The sequence below is a fragment of the Campylobacter sp. JMF_14 EL1 genome, assembly GCF_027737585.1.
Lineage (GTDB): Bacteria > Campylobacterota > Campylobacteria > Campylobacterales > Campylobacteraceae > Campylobacter_B.
In genome coordinates, this window is the sequence record NZ_JAOVTW010000002.1 from 120,033 (window position 1) to 143,295 (window position 23,263).

At 42.2% G+C, this 23,263-nt stretch carries 22 protein-coding genes and 1 tRNA gene; 18 read left to right on the plus strand and 5 right to left on the minus strand.

Annotation, left to right across the window (positions count from 1 at the left end; translation table 11 throughout):
- Positions 1–2: 2 nt before the first annotated feature.
- A complete protein-coding gene (locus tag OFN73_RS04090) occupies positions 3–395 on the minus strand; it encodes a YbgC/FadM family acyl-CoA thioesterase (RefSeq protein WP_270862350.1) in 393 nt (130 codons plus the stop codon).
- Positions 385–888, minus strand: a complete 504-nt coding sequence (locus tag OFN73_RS04095; RefSeq protein WP_270862351.1) for a DUF4149 domain-containing protein — start codon at positions 886–888, stop codon at positions 385–387. Before OFN73_RS04095 ends, OFN73_RS04090 begins: the two co-directional genes overlap by 11 nt.
- Before the next feature lie 171 nt (positions 889–1,059).
- Between OFN73_RS04095 and OFN73_RS04100 the strand changes: the two genes are divergently transcribed.
- Together OFN73_RS04100 and OFN73_RS04105 are read left to right on the plus strand one after the other, a co-directional pair.
- A tRNA-Phe gene (locus tag OFN73_RS04100) sits at positions 1,060–1,135 on the plus strand.
- A gap of 29 nt (positions 1,136–1,164) precedes the next feature.
- A complete protein-coding gene (locus tag OFN73_RS04105; protein ID WP_270862352.1) occupies positions 1,165–1,458 on the plus strand; it encodes a hypothetical protein in 294 nt (97 codons plus the stop codon).
- Positions 1,459–1,570: 112 nt separating this feature from the next.
- Here OFN73_RS04105 and uvrA read toward each other — a convergent pair whose 3' ends face one another.
- A complete protein-coding gene (uvrA, locus tag OFN73_RS04110; protein ID WP_270862353.1) occupies positions 1,571–4,387 on the minus strand; it encodes an excinuclease ABC subunit UvrA in 2,817 nt (938 codons plus the stop codon).
- Between the two features lie 128 nt (positions 4,388–4,515).
- On the opposite strand from uvrA, the gene OFN73_RS04115 reads away from it, so the two are divergent.
- The 13 genes from OFN73_RS04115 (at position 4,516) to tgt (ending at position 17,453) form a co-directional block, all read left to right on the plus strand.
- Complete coding sequence (locus tag OFN73_RS04115) at positions 4,516–5,937, plus strand: TrkA C-terminal domain-containing protein (RefSeq protein WP_270862354.1); 1,422 nt, start codon at positions 4,516–4,518, stop codon at positions 5,935–5,937.
- Positions 5,938–5,985: 48 nt separating this feature from the next.
- Positions 5,986–7,020, plus strand: coding sequence for a 3-dehydroquinate synthase (gene aroB / locus OFN73_RS04120; protein ID WP_270862355.1), 1,035 nt, complete (start codon positions 5,986–5,988; stop codon positions 7,018–7,020).
- Positions 7,017–8,684: a mechanosensitive ion channel family protein gene (locus tag OFN73_RS04125; protein ID WP_270862356.1), complete on the plus strand. Its 1,668-nt coding sequence runs from the start codon at positions 7,017–7,019 to the stop codon at positions 8,682–8,684. Before aroB ends, OFN73_RS04125 begins: the two co-directional genes overlap by 4 nt.
- Positions 8,685–9,923, plus strand: coding sequence for a tRNA (N(6)-L-threonylcarbamoyladenosine(37)-C(2))-methylthiotransferase MtaB (mtaB, locus tag OFN73_RS04130; RefSeq protein WP_270862357.1), 1,239 nt, complete (start codon positions 8,685–8,687; stop codon positions 9,921–9,923).
- Positions 9,886–11,676 carry an AAA family ATPase gene (locus tag OFN73_RS04135; RefSeq protein WP_270862358.1) on the plus strand — a complete coding sequence of 597 codons (1,791 nt, stop codon included), beginning with the start codon at positions 9,886–9,888 and terminating at the stop codon, positions 11,674–11,676. The genes mtaB and OFN73_RS04135 overlap by 38 nt, the downstream gene beginning before the upstream one ends.
- 7 nt (positions 11,677–11,683) lie before the next feature.
- Entirely contained in the window at positions 11,684–12,214 is a 531-nt protein-coding gene (gene mog, locus OFN73_RS04140) for a molybdopterin adenylyltransferase (protein ID WP_270862359.1), read from the plus strand.
- Between the two features lie 3 nt (positions 12,215–12,217).
- On the plus strand, positions 12,218–12,535 hold the full coding sequence (locus tag OFN73_RS04145) for an HMA2 domain-containing protein (protein ID WP_270862360.1): 318 nt from the start codon (positions 12,218–12,220) through the stop codon (positions 12,533–12,535).
- Positions 12,536–12,753: 218 nt separating this feature from the next.
- Positions 12,754–13,128, plus strand: a complete 375-nt coding sequence (locus OFN73_RS04150; protein WP_270862361.1) for a hypothetical protein — start codon at positions 12,754–12,756, stop codon at positions 13,126–13,128.
- Positions 13,129–13,137: 9 nt separating this feature from the next.
- Positions 13,138–13,437: a Cys/Met metabolism pyridoxal-phosphate-dependent enzyme gene (locus OFN73_RS04155; RefSeq protein ID WP_270859170.1), complete on the plus strand. Its 300-nt coding sequence runs from the start codon at positions 13,138–13,140 to the stop codon at positions 13,435–13,437.
- Entirely contained in the window at positions 13,434–13,802 is a 369-nt protein-coding gene (locus OFN73_RS04160) for a YtxH domain-containing protein (RefSeq protein ID WP_270862362.1), read from the plus strand. The genes OFN73_RS04155 and OFN73_RS04160 overlap by 4 nt, the downstream gene beginning before the upstream one ends.
- On the plus strand, positions 13,792–16,020 hold the full coding sequence (locus OFN73_RS04165; RefSeq protein ID WP_270862363.1) for a heavy metal translocating P-type ATPase: 2,229 nt from the start codon (positions 13,792–13,794) through the stop codon (positions 16,018–16,020). The genes OFN73_RS04160 and OFN73_RS04165 overlap by 11 nt, the downstream gene beginning before the upstream one ends.
- Positions 16,010–16,306 (plus strand): hypothetical protein, encoded by a 297-nt coding sequence (locus OFN73_RS04170; protein WP_270862364.1) that lies wholly within the window; start codon positions 16,010–16,012, stop codon positions 16,304–16,306. The genes OFN73_RS04165 and OFN73_RS04170 overlap by 11 nt, the downstream gene beginning before the upstream one ends.
- A complete protein-coding gene (gene tgt / locus OFN73_RS04175) occupies positions 16,296–17,453 on the plus strand; it encodes a tRNA guanosine(34) transglycosylase Tgt (protein WP_270862365.1) in 1,158 nt (385 codons plus the stop codon). Before OFN73_RS04170 ends, tgt begins: the two co-directional genes overlap by 11 nt.
- A 5-nt stretch (positions 17,454–17,458) precedes the next feature.
- Here the strand turns inward: tgt and OFN73_RS04180 are convergent, their stop codons facing one another.
- Together OFN73_RS04180 and glmS are read right to left on the minus strand one after the other, a co-directional pair.
- Positions 17,459–18,355 carry a hypothetical protein gene (locus tag OFN73_RS04180; protein ID WP_270862366.1) on the minus strand — a complete coding sequence of 299 codons (897 nt, stop codon included), beginning with the start codon at positions 18,353–18,355 and terminating at the stop codon, positions 17,459–17,461.
- Positions 18,356–18,420: 65 nt separating this feature from the next.
- Positions 18,421–20,244, minus strand: a complete 1,824-nt coding sequence (gene glmS, locus OFN73_RS04185) for a glutamine--fructose-6-phosphate transaminase (isomerizing) (protein ID WP_270862367.1) — start codon at positions 20,242–20,244, stop codon at positions 18,421–18,423.
- A gap of 134 nt (positions 20,245–20,378) precedes the next feature.
- On the opposite strand from glmS, the gene mqnE reads away from it, so the two are divergent.
- The 3 genes from mqnE to OFN73_RS04200 are packed head-to-tail and all read left to right on the plus strand — an operon-like array spanning position 20,379 to position 23,251.
- A complete protein-coding gene (gene mqnE / locus OFN73_RS04190) occupies positions 20,379–21,464 on the plus strand; it encodes an aminofutalosine synthase MqnE (RefSeq protein ID WP_270862368.1) in 1,086 nt (361 codons plus the stop codon).
- Between the two features lie 29 nt (positions 21,465–21,493).
- Complete coding sequence (locus tag OFN73_RS04195; RefSeq protein WP_270862369.1) at positions 21,494–22,789, plus strand: NCS2 family permease; 1,296 nt, start codon at positions 21,494–21,496, stop codon at positions 22,787–22,789.
- Between the two features lie 12 nt (positions 22,790–22,801).
- Entirely contained in the window at positions 22,802–23,251 is a 450-nt protein-coding gene (locus OFN73_RS04200; protein ID WP_270859160.1) for a phosphoribosyltransferase, read from the plus strand.
- Positions 23,252–23,263 lie beyond the last annotated feature (12 nt).

The following is a 23,263-nucleotide window of genomic DNA, read 5'->3' on the forward strand; positions in this document are numbered from 1 at the left end:
CCTCACAACCCCTTGAAAAACTCCACGATTTCGTCGCTGAATTTCACTGGTTTGCCGTTTTGCAGGTATGCGACTCTGACATCTTGGGCGAAGATTAGCTCGTCAAATTCGCGCCCATTTATATCTTTTAGTTTGTAGATTTTTTGCGTCAGCACCGCGCTTGCGTTTTTTAGCTCTTTGAGCGTGGTTTTGATTTCTAGTTCGTCGCCTAGCACCGCAGAGCGCAGGAATTTCGCCTGCAAATCGCTCACCACGAAATGCGAGTGCTCGCCAAAAAACCTCACGCCCGCGCGCATTAGCGCCTCGCTTCTAGCCCGCTCGCAAAATTTTATGTAGTTTGCGTGATACACGATGCCCTGCGCGTCGGTATCGTCGTAATAAATCCTAAATTTCATTGCCTCTGCCTATGCGCAAGTTTGGCACCATTTTTAGGAAAAACAGCACCGTTTGCGCGATTATCATTAGTTTGGCGCACCACTCGCTGGCTTTGTGGATTTGGGCGAATTCGGCTGTTTGCGTGCCTGCTTCGCCTAGCTTTTGCGCGTCAAGGATAAATTCCGTGAAATACAGCACGAAAAGTGTCGCTAAAATGAGGTTTATGAGCGCTAACATGAGGGTTGAGAGTTTTAGGTTGAAAGGCTGGGATTTGTTGTTGTTGAAATTCACCATTTCAAAAATGAGGCAAATTATCGAAATCGGCATTAAAATGGCGTTGTATTTGACAAAAATCGCGCTCATCATCTGACCGCTTTGGAAGTGGCTAAGCACGCCCTCGCCAATGAGGCTTTGCGGGTAAAAAATCGTCGGAGCCACAAGCGCGCCAAGGCTAAGCTCGATACCGATGAGCGCGCCAAGAGCGAGGATATAAATCGAAAAAATCGCTTTCATAAAAATCCTTAAATTTGTAAATTTCGTAAATTTTGTAATTTCGCGCCATTATACCCTAAAATTTGTCTTTATTTGGAAATTTTGAGTAAATTTGGCTGAAATTTAGCCGAATTTCTCAAATTTTATCATTATTTAAGCAATGTTTAAATAAAATAATTTTTCTTTTTTCGTGGTTGGATAGCTCAGTCGGTAGAGCAGCAGACTGAAAATCTGCGTGTCGGCAGTTCGATTCTGCCTCTAACCACCACTTTTATTCAAATTTAAATCCCAAAATCAGTGAAATTTAGGAAGTGGTATTTCGGACACTTTCACAAAAATCGCAAGATAAACCAAAAATTTAGCTGTCTTTATAATAAAATCGAAAAGATAAATTTGAAGCCAAGGGCGAATTTTGCGCCGAAATTTGCAAATTTGCCAGGCAGGGTTACAGAGGCGATAGCTAAATTTTATGACGAGCCAAAATTTGCGGGTGACTTCTTGCAAATTTTAGATAATGCCTGCAAAAACGGCGAAATTTCACGCGCGTGCAAAGATGAAATTTATCGTAGATTTTTAGCCGAGAAATTTTAGGCTAAATTTGAAAATTTGGGAAAATTAGCGCAAATTTCATGCAAATTTTAAACTAAATTTGTCAAATTTAACTCCAAATTCACGCTAAATTTCCCCCAAATTCACCCGAATTTTACCCCGCAAATTCCTCGTTTAAAAACTCCCCAGTATATGAGCGCGTTTTTTTGTAGTTTTTCGCTAGCTGTTTTGGTGTGCCTTGCGCTACGATTTTTCCGCCACCATCGCCACCATCTGGCCCCATATCTATGAGATAGTCGCAGTTTTTGATGATGTCCATATTATGCTCGATGACAAAGACCGAATTGCCCAAATCCACGAGGTGGTGCAAAACCTGCACCAGCCTATCGACATCGGCGAAGTGCAGGCCAGTGGTCGGCTCATCGAGGATATAAAGTGTGTTGCCAGTATCTGTGCGACTAAGCTCTTTTGCGAGTTTGACGCGCTGAGCCTCGCCCCCGCTTAGCGTGGTTGCAGGCTGACCTAGCGCGATATAGCCAAGGCCTACATCTTGGAGGGTTTTTAGCTTTTGGTGTATTTTTGGCACAGCTTTGAAAAACTCCAACGCCTCGTCGATACTCATCGCCAAAACTTCGGCGATATTTTTGTTTTTGTAGTAAATTTCAAGCGTCTGGGCGTTGTAGCGCGAACCGCCGCATGCGTCGCAAACCACGCTGATATCGGGCAAAAAGTGCATTTCGATTTTGATTTCGCCCTCTCCTGCGCATTTTTCGCAACGCCCGCCCTTGACATTGAAGCTAAATCGCCCGATTTTATACCCCCTTATCATCGCCTCTTTTGTCTGCGCAAAAAGCGCGCGGATCTCGTCCATGACGCCAGTGTAAGTGGCTGGATTGGAGCGTGGGGTACGACCGATTGGGCTTTGGTCTAGGTAGATGACCTTGTCTAAATTTTGCAGGCCTGAAATTTTGGCATTTTTTAGAATTTTAACATTTCTGGCGCGGTTAAGCTCCTCCAATGCCGCTGGCAGGATTGTTTGAAGCACGAGCGAGCTTTTGCCGCTGCCACTAACTCCGGTAATTCCGACTAAATTTCGCAAAGGAAATTTTGCGCTTAGGCCGTGAATATTGTTGATTTCGACATTTTTTATGCTTAACCACTCTTTTTGCGGACGGTTTTTTTGGTAATCAATCGTTTTGTGATTGTTCATATACAGCGCGGTTTGCGTGTCGCTTTTAAGCAGATTTTCCACGCTTCCGCTAAATACGACCTCGCCGCCGTATTTACCAGCCCCTGGTCCGATATCTACGACGAAATCCGCTTGTTGTATGGTTTTTTTGTCGTGTTCGACGACGATTACGGAATTTCCCTTTTGCTGTAAATTTCTAAGTGTATTGATTAACTTTTGTGTATCGCGCTCGTGAAGCCCGATACTAGGCTCATCTAGGACATACATTACCCCGCTTAGTCCGCTTCCAATCTGGCTTGCGATGCGGATTCGTTGCGCTTCGCCACCGCTGATTGTGCGCGCATCGCGCCCGAGGGTCAGGTATCCAAGACCTACATCGTTTAAGAAAAATAGCCTTTCGTTGATTTCTTTTAAAATCGGTGCTGCGATTTGCGCCTCTTGCGGGCTAAAATGGGCGAAATTTTTCTCATCGCCAAAGAATTTGACATTTTCTTCTATGCTTGTCTTCACCACTTCGCCAAGGCCTTTGCTAGCGACTTTTACAGCTAAGCTTTGGGGTTTTAGACGCAGTCCGCCACAAGCAGAGCAGGTTTTTTCGCTCATATATTCGTCTAAATCGTTTTCGTTTTTTAGCAAATCATAGGCGTATTTGATTGCGCCCTCGAATTTACGCATTAGTTTGTGTGATTTCCAATAAAACGGCACTTCTTTCGCGCTTCCGTATAAAATAAGCTGTTTTTGCGCCTCATCAAGCTCGGCGTATGGGACATCTGTGGGGATATCGTTTGAGGCGCAAAATCCGAGCAAAAATTTATAATAATAGCTTTTGTTAAACCCTGACATTACCTTAATCGCGCCGTTTTCGATAGAATTTGCCTCGTTTATGATTTTAGCTAAATCTAGGCTAAATTTAATCCCAAGCCCGTCGCACTCCTCGCACGCACCTTTGGGGCTATTGAAGCTAAAAGTCAGCGGTTCAAGCGGTGTAAATGAAATTTTGCAATCAAAGCATGCCATGTGTTCGCTGTAATGGATATGATCGTGCGCAAGCCCGAATTCATCGGCATTTGCGATATCTATTTCGACCTCGCCAAAGCTAAGTTTTAAGGAATTTTCGATGTCGCTTGCGATTCGCGTGGCGTTTTCTTCGCTGATACTGACGCGGTCGATGACGACTTTAATCGTGTGTTTTTTGGTTTTGGCTAGTTCGATTTCTTCGTCAAGTCTGACTAAAACGCCGTCAATCTGGGCTCTGACATAGCCTTTGTTTCGCATATCTTCGATCAAATCAGCAAAAGTGCCCTTTTTTTCGCGCACAAGCGGGGCAGAAATTGAAATTTTCGCGCCATTTGGGAGTTTCATAACCTCGGCGATGATATCAGATGAGCTCATTTTTGAGATTGGTTTGCCGCATTGGTGGCAGTGTTGCACGCCTGTTCTAGCGTAAAGCAAGCGCAAATAATCGTAAATTTCAGTTATCGTGCCCACGGTCGAGCGCGGGTTTTTGGAGGTGGTTTTTTGATCTATCGCGATCGCAGGAGTTAGGCCGTCGATTTTGTCGATATCTGGCTTGCCTACGCGGTCTAAAAACTGCCTAGCATACGCCGAAAGGCTCTCTACATAGCGTCTTTGCCCCTCAGCGTAGAGTGTATCAAAGGCCAGCGTGGATTTGCCAGAGCCGCTAAGCCCCGTAAAAACGACTAATTTATTTTTTGGAATTTTCAAATTTATATTTTTTAGGTTGTGTTCTCTTGCGCCGATAATTGTGATTTTATCGTTCATTTTAGCCTCTTTTTTGTGAAAATTAACCTTTAATTATATCTTAAAATTCTTTGAAAGAGTTTGCAAAAACGCTTAAATTTCAGCCATGTTTGATATAATTTTGAAAAATCAAAATTTAATGGATAAAAATGAAAAAAGTTTTAATCATAGCAAGTGGCGATTTCGCGCGCCATTTTTTAAATAGAATTTACAAATCCAAAGATGTTATCCACGAATACTTCATCATCGCAAAAGACAGCTCCTGCGTGCCTGAGGGGATTTTGGGTATGCAAAATTTCAGCGTGGAGATTTTCGATCCCACAAGCATAGAAAGGCTAAAATTAGTAGTAAATCAGGGCGAATTTGATAGGTGCATAATGATAATGGACATTGAATTTGACGCTAGGGTGAGCCTAAATAATCTCAAAGAAATTGCGCCAAATTTGGAAATTTATCTCGCTGATTTTTGGGATTTGGTGCAAGAGTATAAAGAAGAAAAGCATATTAAAATTTTAAATGTTTTATCGCTAAATTCATCTCGTTTTATGGGTTGTCTGCCAGATAGCCCGGTTTTTGCGCAGTATGTAGGGCTTGGCAGGGGCGAGATAATGGAGGTAAAAATCCCAGTGGGAAGCTCGTTTGCGTATCGCAAGGTAGGCACTCTAAGCTCGAAGCGATACAAAATCCCGATGATTTATCGCCACAACACCTACATAATCACCACGAAAAGCACGGTGATTTATCCAAACGATACGATTCTGGTCGTGGGCGAGCCAAGTGCCTTGCGCGCGGTTTTTGCACAGGTCAAACAGCAAAACGGCCAGTTTCCATCGCCATTTGGGATAAATATTTATGCACTAATTGATATGAAGGAAATGAGCGAGAGCTCGATTTATAAGACGCTAAGAGCGGTGGAGTATCTAGATAGCAGGCTTCAAAATCACAAAATTTGCATTAGGGTGGTGAATCCTAAAATTTCGCCTAGTTTCGAGGAGATTAAGGCCAAAAGCGATGATGAAAAATTTGAAATTTTAATTGATTATAAAGAGAAAAATATATCGAATTTAAACGGCGATGTGAGCGAAAATAAGGCTGGTTTGGTCGTGTGTGTGAGGGAGATTTTCGAAAAAAACAAAGCCTATTTGCAAAGTCTTGGCGTGCCGATTTTAAGCCTAGGGCAGAGCGAATTAGACGCGATAAAACGCAGTGTGGTGGTAAATGGCGGAGCGAATATGGACGAGGAATCAAGCGTGGTTTTTGATATCAGTTCGCAGCTTGGTATGAATATTCACCTGTATATTTTTAACGAAAACGGCGGTAAAGGTGGCGAGTTTGTGCAAAATTATCTAAATTTGTCAAAGCTTTTCTCAAAAGAGCTCATAATCCACGATGATATGAGCAAAAACCCATTAATCGAGCTTAGCGGAGAGAGTGATTTCTTGCAGTTTGTGCCATTTAGCGATAAAATTTTAGCCCCGAAATCGACAGCAATTTTCAAAAAAGACCTTGACAAAATGTATTTCAAACTAAGCCACAATCACCAAATTTTTCTTCCATGCGATATGGGGTAAAAAAATGCAAAATTTATGCTACAATAAGGCAAATAAAGGGGTTAGAATATGAAAATTGATATTGATTTGAAAGAGAAAAGTTACAGCGTTTTTATCGACGAATTAGCCAAAATTTCACTTCCTGGTAAGGTCGCAATCATCACAAACCCCAAGGTTAGCGGGCTTTGGCTCTCGTATTTGTTGGAGAGATTGGAGTGCGAGCAGAAATTTATTATCACGATTCCTGATGGCGAAGAGTATAAAAGCTTAGCCAGCGTGGAGCAAATTTTAGAGCAACTTTTTAGCTCCAAACTAGATCGCAAAAGCACGCTAATAGCACTTGGCGGTGGCGTGATTAGCGATATTACGGGATTTTGCGCGAGTATTTATGAAAGAGGGATAAATTTTATAAATATCCCAACCACGCTTTTAGCCCAAGTCGATGCTAGCGTGGGCGGGAAAACAGGCGTGAATAACCGCTTTGGCAAAAATTTAATCGGCTCATTTTATCAACCACGCGCCGTGTATTGTGAGAGTAAATTTCTCTCAACCCTGCCAGCGCGCGAATTTGGCGCAGGTGTGGCAGAAGCTATGAAAATGGCGGTAACATTTGATAAAGAGCTGTTTGAGTATTTTTGCGAGCATGATTTGAAAAATGAGAGCGAAGTAGCCCATATCATCGCAAAATGCGTGGAAATAAAAGCCGGTGTCGTGGCGAGAGATGAGCGCGAAAATGGCATCAGAGCGGTGCTAAACTACGGACACACCTTTGCGCATGTGATTGAGAATTTGACGAATTATTCTGTGTATTTGCACGGCGAGGCTGTGGCGATTGGCATGGTTATGGCAAATGATTTGGCTGTAAGACTTGGCAAACTAAGCGCAAACGAAGCAGAGAAAATTCGCGCAGTGCTTGCTAAATTCGGACTTCCGCTAAGCTATAAAATCCAAAATGTAGATAAATTTTACGAAATGTTTTATCTGGATAAAAAAAGTGCCTCAGGCAAGATAAAATTCATCATGCCAGACGGAATTGGTGATTTTTTCGTATCTGATGATATCGATGAAAATCTCGTAAAATCGACATTAAGAGCGTTTCAATGAATAGATTTTTAACTCTTTTTTTATTTTTTGTTTTTGCTTTTGGTGAGGGAAATTTAAGCGAAAATTTAGCAGAGCAAAATTTAAGCTTATCAGAGCAAAACAGCTCCGCCACTAGATTAAATAAAGAATATGTCAATTCGAGCGAAAGTGCCGATGTAGCGATGATTGCTCCGCTTGGCGAGCAGATTAGGGCGATTGATGAAGAGATCAAAAACAATCTTTGGGTTAGCAGATTTGCGAATTTCATCGGTTACCAAGAGCTTTTAAAACAGCAAAAAATCCTGCAAGATGAGCAAAAATCCCTAAGCGACGCGGACGAGATCAACGAAATAGGCAAAAAACTTCGCGCCGTAAATGAGCAACTTTCGCTTTTAAAAGAGTATGAAAAAAGCCCATTTTTGGACATTGTCGCTATGCCAGAGACCCCAGAACCAGAGCGCGTGAGCAATCCCTTTTCGATAATCACGGGCTTTTCAACGATTCGAAATTTGCAAGAGCAAAAATTAGAGCAAAAACGAAAAATCGAAAATTTAAAGGTTTTGATAGAAAAACTCGAAACCAAGGCCGAATTATATGCCAAAGTGGAGAAAATTTCCCCAGATGATAAACTTATCAAAGATTACGAAAATTTAAAATATGAAATCGGCGAATTTAGCTCTGCTTACGAGCTTGCTGGGACGACTTATGATGTCTATGAGAAAAAAATAAACTCCCAAATCACCGCGCTAACTGCCGATATCACGGCGCAAATCAAGCGCGCTGGAAATATCCTTATATGGATTGGCATAGTTTTGGCGTTGGCGTTTTTAGCCAAATTTATCGCCAAAAGATATGTTATAAATGATGAAAATTTCTACCTTGTCAATAAAATCATAAATGTCATAAATTTCACCATTATCGTGCTGATTTTGCTATTTTCGTATATCGACAATATGACGCATTTTGTCACCGTGCTGGGCTTTGCTTCGGCTGGTTTGGCGATTGCGATGAAGGATATGTTTATGAGCTCTCTTGGCTGGCTTGTAATCGTATTTGGCGGCACATTTAGGGTAGGGGATCGCGTCAAAGTCTGCAAAAATGGTGTCGTGTATGTGGGTGATATCATCGATATTTCCGTGCTTAGAATGACGATTTTCGAAGATGTTACGATGACTACATGGCGAGAAAACAAGCGCGCCGGCAGGGTTGTATTTATACCGAATAACTACATTTTTACAGATTTGCTGGCTAATTATACGCACTCTGGGTTAAAGACCGTTTGGGACGGCATCGATATCTTACTCACATTTGATAGCAATCACAAAAAAGCTATGTATATCATCAAAAACATAGTCAGGAAGTATTCGAAAGGCTACACCGATATCGCTAAAAAGCAAATGTCAAAACTCCGCTCTCAATATAGCATAAAAAACCCAAATGTGGAGCCTAGAATTTTTAGCTTTTTCGAGCCTTATGGTATTCAAATTTCGGTTTGGTATATGACGAATTCATACGCTACTTTGGGGCTTAGAAGCAATATTTCAAGTGAAATTTTAGAAAGCTTGCAAAAAGAAGATGATATCAAAATCGCTTACCCAGCTTACACGCTTTACAACGGCAAAACTTACGGCGCAAATAAAGCGCCAAATTTCGAGCCAAACGAGCCACCTATGGGGGAAGTATAGGTGAGGGTGTATTTTAAGACCTTTGGGTGTCGCACGAACATTTACGATACTGAATTAATCAAAAAAATGGTGCAAAACGCGCAGATTGTGGGCAATGAGAGCGAAGCAGATATCATTGTGGTAAATTCATGCACCGTTACAAACGGCGCAGATAGCGATGTCAGAGGCTATATTTCGCGTATGAATAGGGCTGGTAAAAGGGTGATTTTAACAGGCTGTGGAGCCAAATCGCAGGGGCAAAATTTGCTAGCAAAAAATCAAATTTTTGGCGTTTTTGGTATGAGCCAAAAGGCCAAAATCGATGAGTATTTGCGCGCAGATACGAAATTTTACGATATCGGAGATTTGGAGTATAAAGAAAGTAGCGTGCTCGGCGATTTTGAGAATCATACGAAAGCCTTTATCAAAATCCAAGAGGGTTGCGATTTTTCGTGTGCTTACTGCATAATCCCCTCTGTAAGGGGGCGTGCGCGCTCTATTGATGAGAATTTGATTATAAATGAGGCGCGAAATTTAGCCCAAAATGGTTTTAGCGAAATCGTCCTAACTGGCACAAATATCGGTAGCTATGGCAAGGATAGTGCCACATCTCTTGGGGCTTTGTTGCAAAGGCTTGGCAGCCTTTCAGGCATAAAGCGCATTAGGCTGGGTTCAATCGAGCCAAGTCAGATTGATGAGAGTTTTCGCGAAATTTTGGGCGAGAGCTTTTTGGAGCGACATTTGCATATCGCTTTGCAGCACACTTCGCAGACGATGCTTAGCATTATGCGTCGCAGAAACACGGCGTTTAGGGATTTGGAGCTGTTTTTGGAGCTAGGCGAGAGAGGGTTTGCGCTAGGCACTGATTTCATCGTCGCTCACCCTGGCGAGAGCGAGGAAGTCTGGGGCGAGGCGGTTGAGAATTTCAAAAAATTCCCGCTTACGCACCTGCACGCCTTTATTTTCTCTCCACGCCGGGGCACAGCTTCTGCTTCGATGAGTGGGAGGATTAATGGCGAAGTGGCGAAAGCTAGGCTTAAAATGCTTAAAAATATCGTAGCGTTAAATAATTTCGAGTTTCGCAAAGCTCACAAATCGCCGCTTTCGGTGCTAGTAGAGCGCAAAAATGGCGAGTGTTACGAGGGATACGATGAGTTTTATAATAAAATTTTGATAAAAAGCGAAAAAGATTTATCTAAAAAATGGGTAAGGATAGAAGATTATGAAGTCAAATTTGAGTCAAATGTGGCAGAAATTTAAGGCAAACAAGCTAAATTTAATCCTTGTGTTTTTGGGATTGCTTATCGTTTTGCTTAGTATTGTGTATTTTAAAGATGACGCGCAATACATCAGCGAGCGCGAATTTAGCGAGCTTATGCAAAGGGATTTGATCAAGCGAGCCCATATCGAGGACGGCGCGCTAAATTTCATTTACGAGGGCAAAAGATACCGCATTTTAGCCGATATCGTCGATCTCAAAGAGCTGGCAAATCACGCAGTTATCAGCAAATCGCACGGCAATAGTGGCGAAATGACAATCAGCGCGATTTTGGTGATTTTCACTTTTGCGTTTTTTCTTTTTGTCTATTATTTCGAAACCGTGCTTTCACGCCGTAAAAAAGGGCAAAATTTAGCTTCGCAAGCCCAAAATACTGCGCCGCAAAATTTCGCACCAAACTCATTTGAACCAGTTAAAAGCGATGTGAAATTTAGCGATATCGCAGGCATTAGCGAGGTCAAAGACGAGCTAATCCAAATCGTAGATTTTCTAAAAAATCCGCTCAAATACCAAAAATTTGGGATAAAACTTCCAAAGGGCGTTTTGATGATTGGGGCTCCTGGTGTGGGAAAAACGCTAATTGCAAAGGCCGTAGCTGGCGAGGCTGGCGTGCCGTTTTTTTACCAAAGCGGAGCGAGTTTTGCCGAGATGTTTGTCGGAGTGGGCGCAAAGCGCGTCAGGGAGCTCTTTGCCAAGGCAAAATCCTGCGCGCCTGCGATTATTTTCATCGACGAAATCGACGCTGTGGGCGGTAAAAGGGGCGTTGGGCGCAACGATGAGAGAGAAGCCACGCTCAATCAGCTTCTAACAGAAATGGACGGATTTGAGGAAAATAGTGGTGTAATGGTCATCGCAGCGACAAATAAAATTGATTTGATTGATGAGGCGTTACTTCGTTCTGGCAGGTTTGATAGGCGCATTTTTATCTCGCTACCAAACTACAAAGACAGGATTGAAATTTTAAAAATTTACCTTGCGGATAAAAAATTTGATTTAAATATAACCAAGGTTAGTCGCCTTTGCGTGGGATTTAGCGGGGCAGGCGTGGCGACATTTGTCAATGAGGCTGCGATGAAGGCATTGGAGAGGGGAAGCGATAAAATCGAGCTAATAGACTTCGAAAATGTGCGCACAAAGGTATTTTATGGTGTGCAAAAAAGCCAAATTTTAACCGAAAACGAAAAAGAAATCCAAGCCTTTTATCAGGCTGCAAAGGCGCTAATCGCGTATTGGTATTCGATGAATTTCGATAAAATCGAGCTTTTAAACGATAAATTTTTAAACGATGATTTCGAAATCCGCTCCAAAACCCAAATGCTAAATCAAATCAAAGTCCTACTCAGCGGCACAGCAGCCCTTGCGATACACAAAAATGACGCCTTTACAAACGGCTCAAACGATGTCAAAGAAGCCACCGAGCTGGCGCAAAAAATGGTCTATGAATACGCTATGGGGGATAGTTTCGTGCCAAATCCAGCCAGCGTCAATGAGATATTAAATTCGTGCTTTGAAGATGTGGGCGAGACGCTTCGCACTATGCAAGAGGCGCTAAATTTGATAGCGAAGCAAATTTTTGTTTATGAGTATATCACTCACTCTGGCGTGCGCTCGATATTGCAACCAGAGCTTGATGAGGACGAGGAAAATTTGGGCGAAGAGCATGGCGAAGAGCAGAGCGAAATTCAGAGTGAAACACCTGCGCCTAGAAGTGATAGATTAAATTTCGATGATTAGGAAAAATATGCAAAAAAAGGTAAAAATAGGAATTTTAACCATTAGCGACCGCGCTTCAAGCGGGGTTTATGAAGATTTGGGAGGCCCAGAGATAAAGCGCATAATGAGCGAGTGGATAGAGGGCGAGGTGGAATTTGACTACTGCATAATCGCCGATGAGCGCGCGCTAATCGAGGGTAGTTTGCGAGAAATGTGCGAGAGCGGGTGCGACGCTGTATTTACCACAGGTGGCACAGGTCCAGCCCTACGCGATGTCACGCCAGAAGCTACCGAGGCAGTGTGCGAAAAAATGCTACCTGGTTTTGGCGAGTTAATGCGCGCTGTGAGTCTAAAATATGTCCCAACCGCCATTTTATCGAGGCAAACAGCTGGTATTTACAAAAACTCTCTTATCGTAAATTTGCCGGGTAATCCAAAGGCGATTTTGCAGTGTTTAGAGCCGATTTTCCCGGCGATTCCATACTGCATAGATTTAATCGGTGGCGCTTATATCGAGGTAAGCGATAAAATCACAGCCTTTCGCCCAAAAAAGAAGTAAAAAATGCAAATTGAGAAAAACGATATTTTAAATTTTGCCAAATATTTCACCAAAATCGCCCACACAAGGGGGCGTTTGCGAATTCGCGTAAGCCCCAAGATTAGGGAGATTAGCGGGGTTAGTGAGGCGGAATTGAAGGCGAAAATCGCTAGTATTAGCGGGATAAAAGAGTATAAATTTAACCCGCTAATTGGCTCTTTGACGATCTTTTATGACAGCGAAATTTTTAAGCCCCAGCTGTGGGAGGAGTTTTTGTCTGGGCAGGTTTCGCCTGAGCTAATTTCGCTTGTAAATTCTACGGCTAATGATATTTACTCTTAAAATTTTCATAATTAAATGAAAATCGTTTTTATAAATTCAGCTAATTTTATACAAAAATATTCTATTATTTCACACTGAAAATTTGATAAATTTATCGTTTAAAACGCCTTAAAATTTTGATTTTAAGGTGTTTTGGTGCAAAATCAAATTTTACTTTTTCTAATTATGATAGCAAAAATCATAAGTATGTAAATTTCAAAATTTTAAAAGGAGAAATTATGCCGATTAGATTTTTTTTAGGTTTAGTTTTTGGCGGGGCTGGTGTCTATGCGCTCACAAATCGCAAAAAAATCGCACAAGGTCTTAGCGAGCTTGCCAAAAGCGAGGGTGCAAAAAAGTTAAAAGATAAGGTAAAAAGTGCGAGTGATGGCGTCAAAACCACGCTAAATAGGGCAAGCGATGAGATTAGCGAGAAATTTAAAAACGCTAAAAACAAGCCAGAAAAAACTGCTAATGAGCCAAAAAAATCCGCAAACAAAAAAAGCAACGAAAAATCAGTCGAAAAACCAGCGAAAAAACCGCGCGCGAAAAAATCAACCACCCCAAAACCACGCGCCAAACGCGCAGGCACTGCGACTGAGACGCAAATTTAAGGTTAGGGTATGAATACCAAACTAACTCTATCTCGCTCGCCAATCGATAATGCCCTAAGTGGCGCGCTAGCTGGGGCGATTGCTGGGGCTGCGAGCGAGATTGCAAATGTCAAAAAAGGCAAAAACAAAAAGCAGGCCATGCGCGACGGGCTAAATTCGGCGCTTCGTGGAGGCATTATCGCAGGTGGGGCGATTTATAGCGCGAATAAACTAGTCCAGGGCGAGTATTTAGGGGCGCTTGTGGGCGCAGTTTTGGCGACATGCGCGCTAGAAATGAGCGAAAATTTAATCACAAAGGAAGCAAAATGAGCAAAAAAAAGATTTCTAAAAAAGAGTTAAAACAAATTTTAAAATATTGCGAAAATAGCGCAAATGGCGAGTTTGGCGAGCTATCAAAATGGATAAATAGCGCACTTGGTGGCAAAAAATCCAAAAACCTTTCAAATTTTGCCGGGCTAAATCAATTAGGCAAAAGCAAATTTTTTAAGAAAAATTCATTTCTAAATGGCGCAATTTTGGGCGCTGCGGTTGTGTATTTTTTCACTAACGAAAATGCGCAAACAAACCTTTTTAAATTTATCGCAAAGGGCTCAGAGCTCTTTGAAATGGGGATTGAGGAGATGAAGGAGCGTTTTTTGGACGCAAAAGCGCAAATGAGCGAAAATGAAATTTGAAATAAAACACGAGTGTGCGGGGCGAATCAGGCTTAAAATTTGCGCTTTTAAAAATTTAAATGAGGGCGAATTTTTAAAAGAAATTTCAAAATTCAGCGGTGTTAAAGAGTGCAGATTTAACGCTAAAATCGGCGCTTTGATTATAAATTATGACAAAAATTTTACTAGTCCAGCTTTCAAAAATACTGCCCGCGAAGGCGAGGGCGAGAGTGAGGGCTCCCGCAAGAGCGCAAACTCTCGCAATAGCGCAAACTCTCGCAATAGCGCAAACTCCCGCAATAGCGCAAACTCCTGCAATAGCGCAAATACTAGCACTCGCGACGAGTTGATAAAACACCTAGCGAATTTAGACTTAGCCAAATTTAAGCGCGCTAAAAAGCGCGAACGCTCTCGCACTCCTAGCAAAAACGCTTTGATTGTCTCGGTCGCTGCGCTTGGGGCGAATTTTTTCTTTCGAAATTCAGCGTTTGTGCGACTTTTTAGCTTGATTGCTTGTTTGCCACTTCTCAAAGAGGGGGCAAAAGAGAGCCTAGCGCATGGACTAACTTCTAAAACGCTCGAAGCTTTGGCTGTGGGGATTTCCTTTGGCAGGGCCGATACTTTCGCGGCAAATAGCACAAATACAATGCTAGCCCTTGGCGAGTATATGGAAGAAAGCACCGTTTATAAAAGCGATGATTTGATAAAAGAGCTAGCTAAACCTGATATTAGCGAGGCGTGGGTTGAGGTAGAGCAAAACGGCGAAAAAATCGAGATGAAAATCCCAGCTAGCAAGCTTAAAACAGGCGATATCGTCGTGGTAAGATCTGGCGATATCATCGGTGTAGATGGCCATATTTTAAGCGGAGAAGCGCTGATTAATCAATCCTCCATGACAGGCGAAGCCTTGCCAGCGCGCAAAAGTAGGGGCGATATGGTGCTATCTGGCACGATTGTCGCAGAGGGCAAAATTCGAATTTGGGCTGAGAGCGTGGGCGATGAAACATCTGCGCACAGTATCAAAAAATACATCGCAAACGCACTCAAAGAGCGCTCGCAAATCGGTGCGCGTGCGATGAGGCTGGGCGATAAGCTAGTGCCTATTACCTTTGGGCTAGCTGGGGTTTCGTATCTGATAAATCGAAATTTCACTAGCGTTGCCTCTGTTTTGCAGGCTGATTATTCCTGTGCGCTCAAACTCCCGACGCCAGTTGCCTTTAAATCGAGTATTTCAAAGGCTGGCAAGGCTGGAATTCTCATAAAAGGAGCGAAAGCCTTAGAGAGCCTTGGAGCTAGCGATACCTTTGTCTTCGATAAAACAGGCACGCTCACACACGGGAATTTAGAGGTCGTAAAAATCATATCCTTTGATAAAAATTTCAGCGATAAAGACATTTTAAATTTGACAGCGAGCGCAGAGGAGCACTATTTCCACCCAGTCGCCCAGGCTATCGTTGAAGCAGCCAAAAAGCGAGGATTTATCCATATCAGCCACGATGAGGTCGAATTTGTCGTAGCGCACGGTGTGAAGACAAACATAGAGGGCAAAATTTTAATCATCGGTTCGAAGCATTTTTTACAAGATGATGAGATGATAGATTTTTCGCCGTTTAAAAAACGGATTGAAAACTTAGAAAATCGCGGTCTCTCGCTACTTTTCATCGCATTTGACGGCAAACTTTTGGGCGTGATTGGACTGCGTGATAGACTTCGTGATAATGCTAAATTTGTGATTTCCCAGCTTCGCAAAATAGGGGTCAAACAAATCATAATGCTAAGTGGCGATGTGAAGCAAAAAGCCGATGAAGTGGCGCGCGAGTTGGGGCTTGACGCGGCGTATGGGGAGCTTTTACCGACGCAAAAAACCGAGATTATCAAAGATTTGCAATCGCGCGGGCATAAGGTTACATTTATAGGCGACGGCATAAACGACGCTCCTAGCCTAATGGCGGCAGATGTGGGGATAGGTATGCCAAGTTCCGCGCACATCGCAAAGGCGAGCGCGCAAATTTTGCTTTTGAAAAACGATATCGAGGGCGTGGCGAAAATCAAAGCCGCAGCAGATGATACACTAAGGCTGATTAGGCGGAATTTTAACGCTACCGTTGGGGTGAATTCGGCGATTTTGCTTTTGGCTACGCTTGGGATTTTAAGCCCGATATCTACGGCGATTTTGCATAATGGCACGACGATTGCTCTGCTTTTAAATTCGATAAAAGGGGCTAAATTTGAAAAGTAAGGATAAAATTTTGGATTTGCAATTTCAGCGAAAACTAGCCAAAAATAGCCTTGCAGTGAGTATGGGAATCTGCGCGTTTAGCGGGTTTAAAAAGGGCAAGGCATGGCGTAAAATCCACAAAATAAGCGGAATTAGCATGCTTGGCTTTGCGATTTGGCACGCAAGTCTGTATGGCACGAGATACAGCGAGTATTTAAGCGGACGCAAAAATTTCAAAAACTCTAAAAAAGGCAAAAACTTTGGTAAAATAGCGCAAAATTTACCAAAGGAAAATAATGAAATTTAAAATAGACGCAAAAGACGGCGCAGCGCGCGCCTGCACCCTAGAAATGGCGCACGGCGTGGTGCAAACGCCGATTTTTATGCCTGTTGGCACGGTGGGTGCTATCAAAGGCCTAGACGCGCACGATATGAGCGATATTTTGGGAGCTAAAATCATTTTGGCAAACACTTACCACATGTATCTGCGCCCAGGAGCTGGCGTGGTAGAGGAGTTTGGCGGACTTCATGGATTTAGCAAATTTGGGGGAAATTTCCTAACAGATAGCGGTGGGTTTCAGGCATTTTCACTGCGGGCAAACACCAAAAACGACGAAAACGGCATAAAATTTAAAAGCCATATTGACGGAAGCACGCATTATTTCACGCCTCGCTCTGTGATACAGACGCAATACGCGCTAAATTCGGACATTATGATGATTTTAGATGATTTGGTCGATTTGCCACGCAATCCAAACGAACTTGAAAGCGAGGCTAAAATCAGACTTAAAAAGCGCATTGATTTGAGCGTGAAACGCACGATAAAATGGGCAAAGGAAGCAGTAGAATTTCACAGCGAAAATAAGGCGCGCGGATCTCACACTCACCAAAATATCTTTGGCATTATCCAAGGCGGCACGGATTATGAAGCGCGAAAAGAGTGCGCGCTCGCACTTTGTGAAATGGGCTTCGACGGGCTTGCGATAGGCGGATTGAGCGTAGGCGAGACAAACGAGCTTATGTATGACACGGTCGAGGGGGTCATGCCTTTTATTGATGAAAACAGACCGCGCTATTTAATGGGCGTGGGCACGCCAGAGGATTTGGTCGAAAATGTCGCGCGGGGCGTGGATATGTTTGATTGCGTAATGCCTACGCGAAATGCGCGCAATGGCACGATATTTACAAGCAGGGGCAAATTTAGCATTAAAAACGCCTGTTTCGTCCATGACCATGGACCACTTGATGATGAGTGCGATTGCTATACATGCAAAAACTTTTCGCGCGGGTATTTAAACCACCTATTTCGCGCGCACGAGCTGACATTTTACCGCTTAGCAAGTATTCATAATCTGCATTATTATCTAAATTTAGTAAAACAAATGCGAGAAGCGATAATGCGGGGCGAATTTGCTAAATTTAGGCTAAATTTTTACGCCAAAAGAGCCAAATAAAACGCCTAAACAAGGCGTTTTATCAGCAAAAACGAAAGTATATAAAGTGGCGCGATAACCGCACAGATTGCGACATGCTGCCACCAAATCAAATCGGGGTTAATAAAGCCAAAAAATCTGTTTAGCACATTTGCGCTAAATACAGCCACGAAATCCACAATCAAGGCTAAAATGAAGAGTTTGACCCCTGTTTTTTTGCTAAGATAAAAAAATGCCTTGGCTTTGTAAAAATATCCGCAAAACCCCAGCACGCCTAGCGCGCACAGCACGCCAAGGCCGTATTTTTGCAGCCCAAAGAAATTATTCATTTCTGCTAGTGCGACAATCAAAGTTAGGATAAAAAATAGATTAAATGAGTTGATTTGGCGTTTGGCGTATAGATCGTGTGTGGCGACTGCAAGGCCGTTAAATGCGAAATTTAGTGGGATTAGATAGGCTAGAAGCCAGATAAAAACTATGGCTAACTCTACGAAAATTCCAAGCGAAGCTGAATTTACAAAGCCTAAATTTGCGCTATTAGCGAGCAAAAATGAGATTATTTCGCCTTTGAAAAACATTAATCCCCCGGCGAAAATCAGTGGCAAAATGCACGAGAGAATTCCGTGTTTGCGTATGAAATTTGAATAAATTTTGCTCTCTAAATTTTCGTTTTGTTTAGGCTCGATTTCGACGAATTCGAAATTTACCTCTTTTTTGAGAAATGAAGTCTCGTCCTGTGGCTCTGGGCTTACGCCGTCTTTTATGTATTTGATAAAAACTGCTTTATCTTTTTCAGCGATGAAGCTTACAAAATCGCCGATTTTTAAATTTTCGTCGTGGAAATCAAAGGTAGAGTAGCTGTATCTTTTGCCATCATCGCCTAAGATTACAGATTTGTTTAGAATTTGTCCTGCAAGTTTCATAAAAACCCCGTGAAAGTGAAATTTCACGGAATTTTATAAATTTAAAGTAAATAAATATTTAAAATTTATTCTACGGTTACACTTTTTGCCAAATTTCGTGGCATATCCACATCGTTGCCAAGGCGCACAGAGATTTCAAGTGCTAGAAGTTGCAAGATTATCATCATTTCGAAAAATTCAGCCATTGGGCTGGTTTGGTCACTGGTTTTGATAAAATCATCTGCTAGGTCAAATTCCTTTGGACTAATGGCTAAAATATATGAATCCCTAGCGGCAAGTTCTTCGACATTGCTTTTGGTTTTCTCATACAGCAGGGATTGTGGCATTAGCGCGATTGTGAAAAGATGCCCGTCGGCTAGCGCGATTGGGCCGTGTTTCATCTCGCCACTTGGGTATCCTTCGGCGTGTAGGTATGAAATTTCTTTTAGTTTGAGCGCGCCTTCAAGTGCAAGCGGATAAAAAATATCCCGCCCGATAAAGAAAAATCCATGTCCGTGTAAATAGTGCTTGCTAAGGCGGTAAATTCGCTCTTGCAGGCGCGGATTTATTTTTAAAATTTGCGGAATTTTAAGCATTGTTGAAATTTGCTCGTTTTGCTCGTCTTCGCTGATAGTTTTGCGCAACCTTGCAGCATAGACGCTTAGCATCCATAGCACCATGACCTGCGTAGCAAAGGCTTTTGTGCTTGCTACGCCCTTTTCGATACCGGCGCGAGTTAGGATTACACTGCCTGCTAAGCGCACGATTGAGCTGTTATCGACATTGCAGATTGCTAGGGTTTTTAATCCTGCTTCTTTGGCGATTTTTAGGGCTTCTAGGGTGTCGGCTGTCTCGCCACTTTGGCTAATTACGATAAAAAGCGCATTTGGGTTTAAAAACGGCTCTTTGTAGCGAAATTCGCTAGCGATTTCGATTTTGGTGCGAATTTTGGCTAGTCTTTCGAAAAGATACGCGCTAACTAACGCAGCATGGTAGCTCGTGCCACACGCACAAATCATAATTTCATCTACACCCTCAAACAAATCAGGCGAAATTTCATCAAATTTAATATCCCCAGCCTTTATCACGCGCCCCATCATGGTCTCTGTGATGACTTGGGATTGCTCGTAAATCTCTTTTTCCATGAAAAATCTATAACCCTCTTTTTGCGCGTAGCCTTTGTCTTTCGGGAGTTCGCCGTAGTTTGGAGAGATTTTTTTGCCGTTTTGATATACGCTGATTTCATCGCTATTAGCCACGCCATACACGCCGTCATCTAGGTAGGTAACCTTGCTTGCTAGTCCGATTAATGGCGCGTCTGATGAGCTAAACAAAACTTCACCACTCTCGCCAAATCCCACGATTAGTGGAGCTGCGTTTTTGGCGAAAAATACCTTCCCAGGCGCTGCTTTTGTGATCAAAAGTGTCGCATAAGCCCCATGCAAACGCGCAATCGTAGCCTCGTAAGCCTTAAATGCGTCGGCGTGAATTTTATAGTATTTTTCAAACAAATGCACGATGACCTCAGTGTCTGTTTGGCTCAAAAACACCACGCCCTCGCTGCTAAGCTCATCTTTTAGCTCTTGGTAATTCTCAATAATTCCATTATGCACGACAAAGCTAAATTCGCCAAAATGCGGGTGAGCGTTTAGCTCGGTCGGTTTTCCGTGCGTCGCCCACCTAGTATGCCCAATCGATACTCCAAAACACTCGCTGCTAAAATCAGCCATTTTTTCATCTAAATTTTTTAGTTTTCCAACAGCCTTAAAATATGTAATATTCGCATTTTCCTTGCCCTCCATAATAGCGATTCCAGCGCTATCATAGCCTCTGTATTCAAGCTCTCTTAGACCATTTAGGACGATATTTTTTTTCTCTTTATTTCCGATATATCCTACGATTCCGCACATTTTTAAATTTTATTCCTTTCAGCAAAATTCGCAAAATTATAGTAATTTTTCGTAAATCGTTAGAAAATTTTTAAAAAATTAGCTAGATTAAATTTTAAAACTATATAATTACGATTTAAATTTTAGGAAGTTTTATGGAAATATTAAAAAAATTAGAAAATAATGAAAGATTAAATTTCGATGAAGCGACCAAATTGTGGGACTTAGACCTTTTCGACCTAGCTAAATTTGCAAACGCAATCCGCGAGCAAAAAAACGGCAAAAAGGTGTTTTTCAACTCAAATCGTCATATAAATCCTTCAAATTTGTGCGCTGATACCTGTAAATTTTGCGCTTTTTCGGCTCATCGCAAAAACGAGAAGCAATCTTACACGATGAGCAAAGATGAAATTTTGGGCATTGTGGCTGATACTGTGGCGCGAGGCACCAAAGAGGTGCATATCGTAAGCTCGCATAATCCAAATTTAAAGCCTGAGTGGTTTTTCGATCTATTTAGCACTATAAAATCTAAATTTCCAAATTTGCATATCAAAGCAATGACCGCAGCTGAGGTGGATTTTTTCAAACGAAAATGGAAAATGCCTTACGAAGAAACGCTAAAAAATATGATTGCTAGTGGCGTAGATAGCATGCCTGGTGGCGGTGCTGAGATATTTGACGAGGGCGTGAGGGAGCAGATTTGCAAAGGAAAGGTAAGCTCGGCAAACTGGCTAGAAATCCATAAAATTTGGCACAAAATGGGTCGCCAAAGTAATGCTACTATGCTTTTTGGTCATATTGAAAATTTCGCTCACCGCACAGATCACATTTTGCGAATTCGAGGTCTTCAAGATGAAGCTCTTAAAAATGGCAATGGTGGCGGATTTAACGCGTTTATCCCGCTTGTGTATCAAAGAGAAAATAATTATTTGCAAACGCCTAAGGCTATGGGTTCGGCTGAGATTTTAAAAACAATCGCGATTGCTCGAATTTTGCTGGATAATGTCGCGCATATCAAGGCGTATTGGGCGACTTCGACGCTAAATTTAGCCTTAGTGGCGCAAGAATTTGGCGCAGATGATATCGACGGCACGATTGAGAACGAAAGTATCCAAAGCAGCGCAGGTGCGCAGAGCAAAAAGGGTGTGAATAAAAAAGATTTTATCGATTTAATTCAAACTGCCGGGTTAATCCCAGTCGAGCGCGATAGTTTGTATAACGAACTTCAAATTTACGCATAAAATTTGATGAATTTTTCGAAAGGACAGAAATGTTAAAGTTATTTAAGTTAGAAGAGAATAAAACTTCTATCAAGCAAGAGTTAAATGCGGGAATTACCACATTTTTGGCTATGATTTATATCGTGCCTGTAAATGCTATCATTATGAGCCAAACAGGCATGCCATACGAGGCGCTAGTTACTGCAACTGCGCTAATTACGATATTAGCGACGCTTTTTAATGGCTTTTTTGCAAATACGCCAGTCGCACTTAGTGTGGGTATGGGCTTAAATGCGTATTTTACATTTGGGCTTTGTATGGGGGCGCAAATTCCATGGCAAACAGCCCTTGGAATCGTGTTTTTGAGTGGATTTTTATTTACTGTTCTTTCATTTACAAATTTCCGAATTTGGGTTATCAAATCAATTCCGCTTGATTTGCGTCGTGCGATAAGTGCTGGTATTGGCGCATTTATCTGCTTTATCGGGCTTAAACAAATGGGCATTATCGTAGCCGATCAAGCTACCCTTGTCGCTCTTGGCAATTTGCGTGATCCGCTTGTTTTGCTTGGTCTTGGCGGACTTACTATCATGATTTTGCTTTTTGTTTTGCAGGTAAAAGCTTCGTTTATTTTGGCGATTTTGATTACCTCTGTGATTGCGTGGGTGTTTGGAATTTCGCCTAAACCAGAGGGTATCGTCTCACTTCCTGCTTCAATCTCGCCGATTTTTGGACAGCTTGATATCATGGGCGCGCTAAAACTCGCGTTTTTGCCATTTATTATCACATTTTTTGTAACTCACCTTTTCGATAGTATCGGCACGCTAACTGGTGTCGGAAATAGGGCGAAAATTTTTAGCGACGAAGATCCAGAGGGTATGAAAAAACTAGCGCGAAATTTAACTGCCGACGCTGTTGGCTCAGTAGGTGGCGCGATAGTGGGCACTAGCACGGTTACAGCCTTTGCAGAAAGCGCAAGTGGTGTCGAGGCTGGTGGTCGCACTGGTCTAACTGCTGTGTTTGCGGCGATTTGCTTTATTTTGACGCTATTTATGCTTCCGCTTTTTAAAGCGATTCCAAGCAACGCGATTTATCCAGTGCTAGTAATGGTTGGAATTTTGATGTTTAGCGAGCTTGGCAAGCTTGATTACAGCGATATTGGAATTTTAATTCCGGCATTTTTTATCGTTATGCTTATGCCTTTTACATATTCGATTACAAATGGTCTAAGCTTCGGATTTATCAGCTATTTACTTGTGCGCTTGGTGCAAAGAAGGTTTAGCGATATAAATTTGGGTGTTTTGGTGCTAGCAGGAATTAGCGCGCTGGTATTTATTTTGCATTAATAAGGAGAAAATATGAAATTTTACAGCTTCGAAGAACTTGATAAAGATAGTAGAATCATCGCCAAGCAGGTGCGCGATAGCTTCGCGCCTGACGCGATTGTAGCGATTGCGCGTGGCGGGCTGACATTTGGTCATGCGCTAGCAAACGCCCTTGATATGAGGACGATTTTTTCGATTAACTCAATTCACTACGCAGATACGCAAAAGCTCGATACAATCGATGTTTTCAATATCCCTGATTTGGAACTTTATAAAAGAATTTTGCTAGTAGATGATATCATCGATAGTGGCGACAGTATGGTCGAAATCAAGCGTGTTTTGGAGGAAAAATACCCTAATGCTGAGATTAAAACAGCGGTGATTTTTTACAAAAGCAAGGCGCTAATCCAGCCTGATTTTAAAATCAAAGAGACCGATGAGTGGATTAACTTTTTCTGGGAAAATTACAAAATAGAAGAGTAAATTTTAAAATTT

What these genes read in the sequence shown, in the direction of transcription:
- OFN73_RS04090 (WP_270862350.1), bottom strand. Translation starts at nt 395, where the DNA reads ATGAAATTTAGGATTTATTACGACGATACCGACGCGCAGGGCATCGTG.
- OFN73_RS04095 (WP_270862351.1), bottom strand. Translation starts at nt 888, where the DNA reads ATGAAAGCGATTTTTTCGATTTATATCCTCGCTCTTGGCGCGCTCATC.
- uvrA (WP_270862353.1), bottom strand. Translation starts at nt 4,387, where the DNA reads ATGAACGATAAAATCACAATTATCGGCGCAAGAGAACACAACCTAAAA.
- OFN73_RS04115 (WP_270862354.1), top strand. Translation starts at nt 4,516, where the DNA reads ATGAAAAAAGTTTTAATCATAGCAAGTGGCGATTTCGCGCGCCATTTT.
- aroB (WP_270862355.1), top strand. Translation starts at nt 5,986, where the DNA reads ATGAAAATTGATATTGATTTGAAAGAGAAAAGTTACAGCGTTTTTATC.
- OFN73_RS04125 (WP_270862356.1), top strand. Translation starts at nt 7,017, where the DNA reads ATGAATAGATTTTTAACTCTTTTTTTATTTTTTGTTTTTGCTTTTGGT.
- OFN73_RS04135 (WP_270862358.1), top strand. Translation starts at nt 9,886, where the DNA reads ATGAAGTCAAATTTGAGTCAAATGTGGCAGAAATTTAAGGCAAACAAG.
- mog (WP_270862359.1), top strand. Translation starts at nt 11,684, where the DNA reads ATGCAAAAAAAGGTAAAAATAGGAATTTTAACCATTAGCGACCGCGCT.
- OFN73_RS04145 (WP_270862360.1), top strand. Translation starts at nt 12,218, where the DNA reads ATGCAAATTGAGAAAAACGATATTTTAAATTTTGCCAAATATTTCACC.
- OFN73_RS04150 (WP_270862361.1), top strand. Translation starts at nt 12,754, where the DNA reads ATGCCGATTAGATTTTTTTTAGGTTTAGTTTTTGGCGGGGCTGGTGTC.
- OFN73_RS04155 (WP_270859170.1), top strand. Translation starts at nt 13,138, where the DNA reads ATGAATACCAAACTAACTCTATCTCGCTCGCCAATCGATAATGCCCTA.
- OFN73_RS04160 (WP_270862362.1), top strand. Translation starts at nt 13,434, where the DNA reads ATGAGCAAAAAAAAGATTTCTAAAAAAGAGTTAAAACAAATTTTAAAA.
- OFN73_RS04165 (WP_270862363.1), top strand. Translation starts at nt 13,792, where the DNA reads ATGAAATTTGAAATAAAACACGAGTGTGCGGGGCGAATCAGGCTTAAA.
- tgt (WP_270862365.1), top strand. Translation starts at nt 16,296, where the DNA reads ATGAAATTTAAAATAGACGCAAAAGACGGCGCAGCGCGCGCCTGCACC.
- OFN73_RS04180 (WP_270862366.1), bottom strand. Translation starts at nt 18,355, where the DNA reads ATGAAACTTGCAGGACAAATTCTAAACAAATCTGTAATCTTAGGCGAT.
- glmS (WP_270862367.1), bottom strand. Translation starts at nt 20,244, where the DNA reads ATGTGCGGAATCGTAGGATATATCGGAAATAAAGAGAAAAAAAATATC.
- mqnE (WP_270862368.1), top strand. Translation starts at nt 20,379, where the DNA reads ATGGAAATATTAAAAAAATTAGAAAATAATGAAAGATTAAATTTCGAT.
- OFN73_RS04195 (WP_270862369.1), top strand. Translation starts at nt 21,494, where the DNA reads ATGTTAAAGTTATTTAAGTTAGAAGAGAATAAAACTTCTATCAAGCAA.
- OFN73_RS04200 (WP_270859160.1), top strand. Translation starts at nt 22,802, where the DNA reads ATGAAATTTTACAGCTTCGAAGAACTTGATAAAGATAGTAGAATCATC.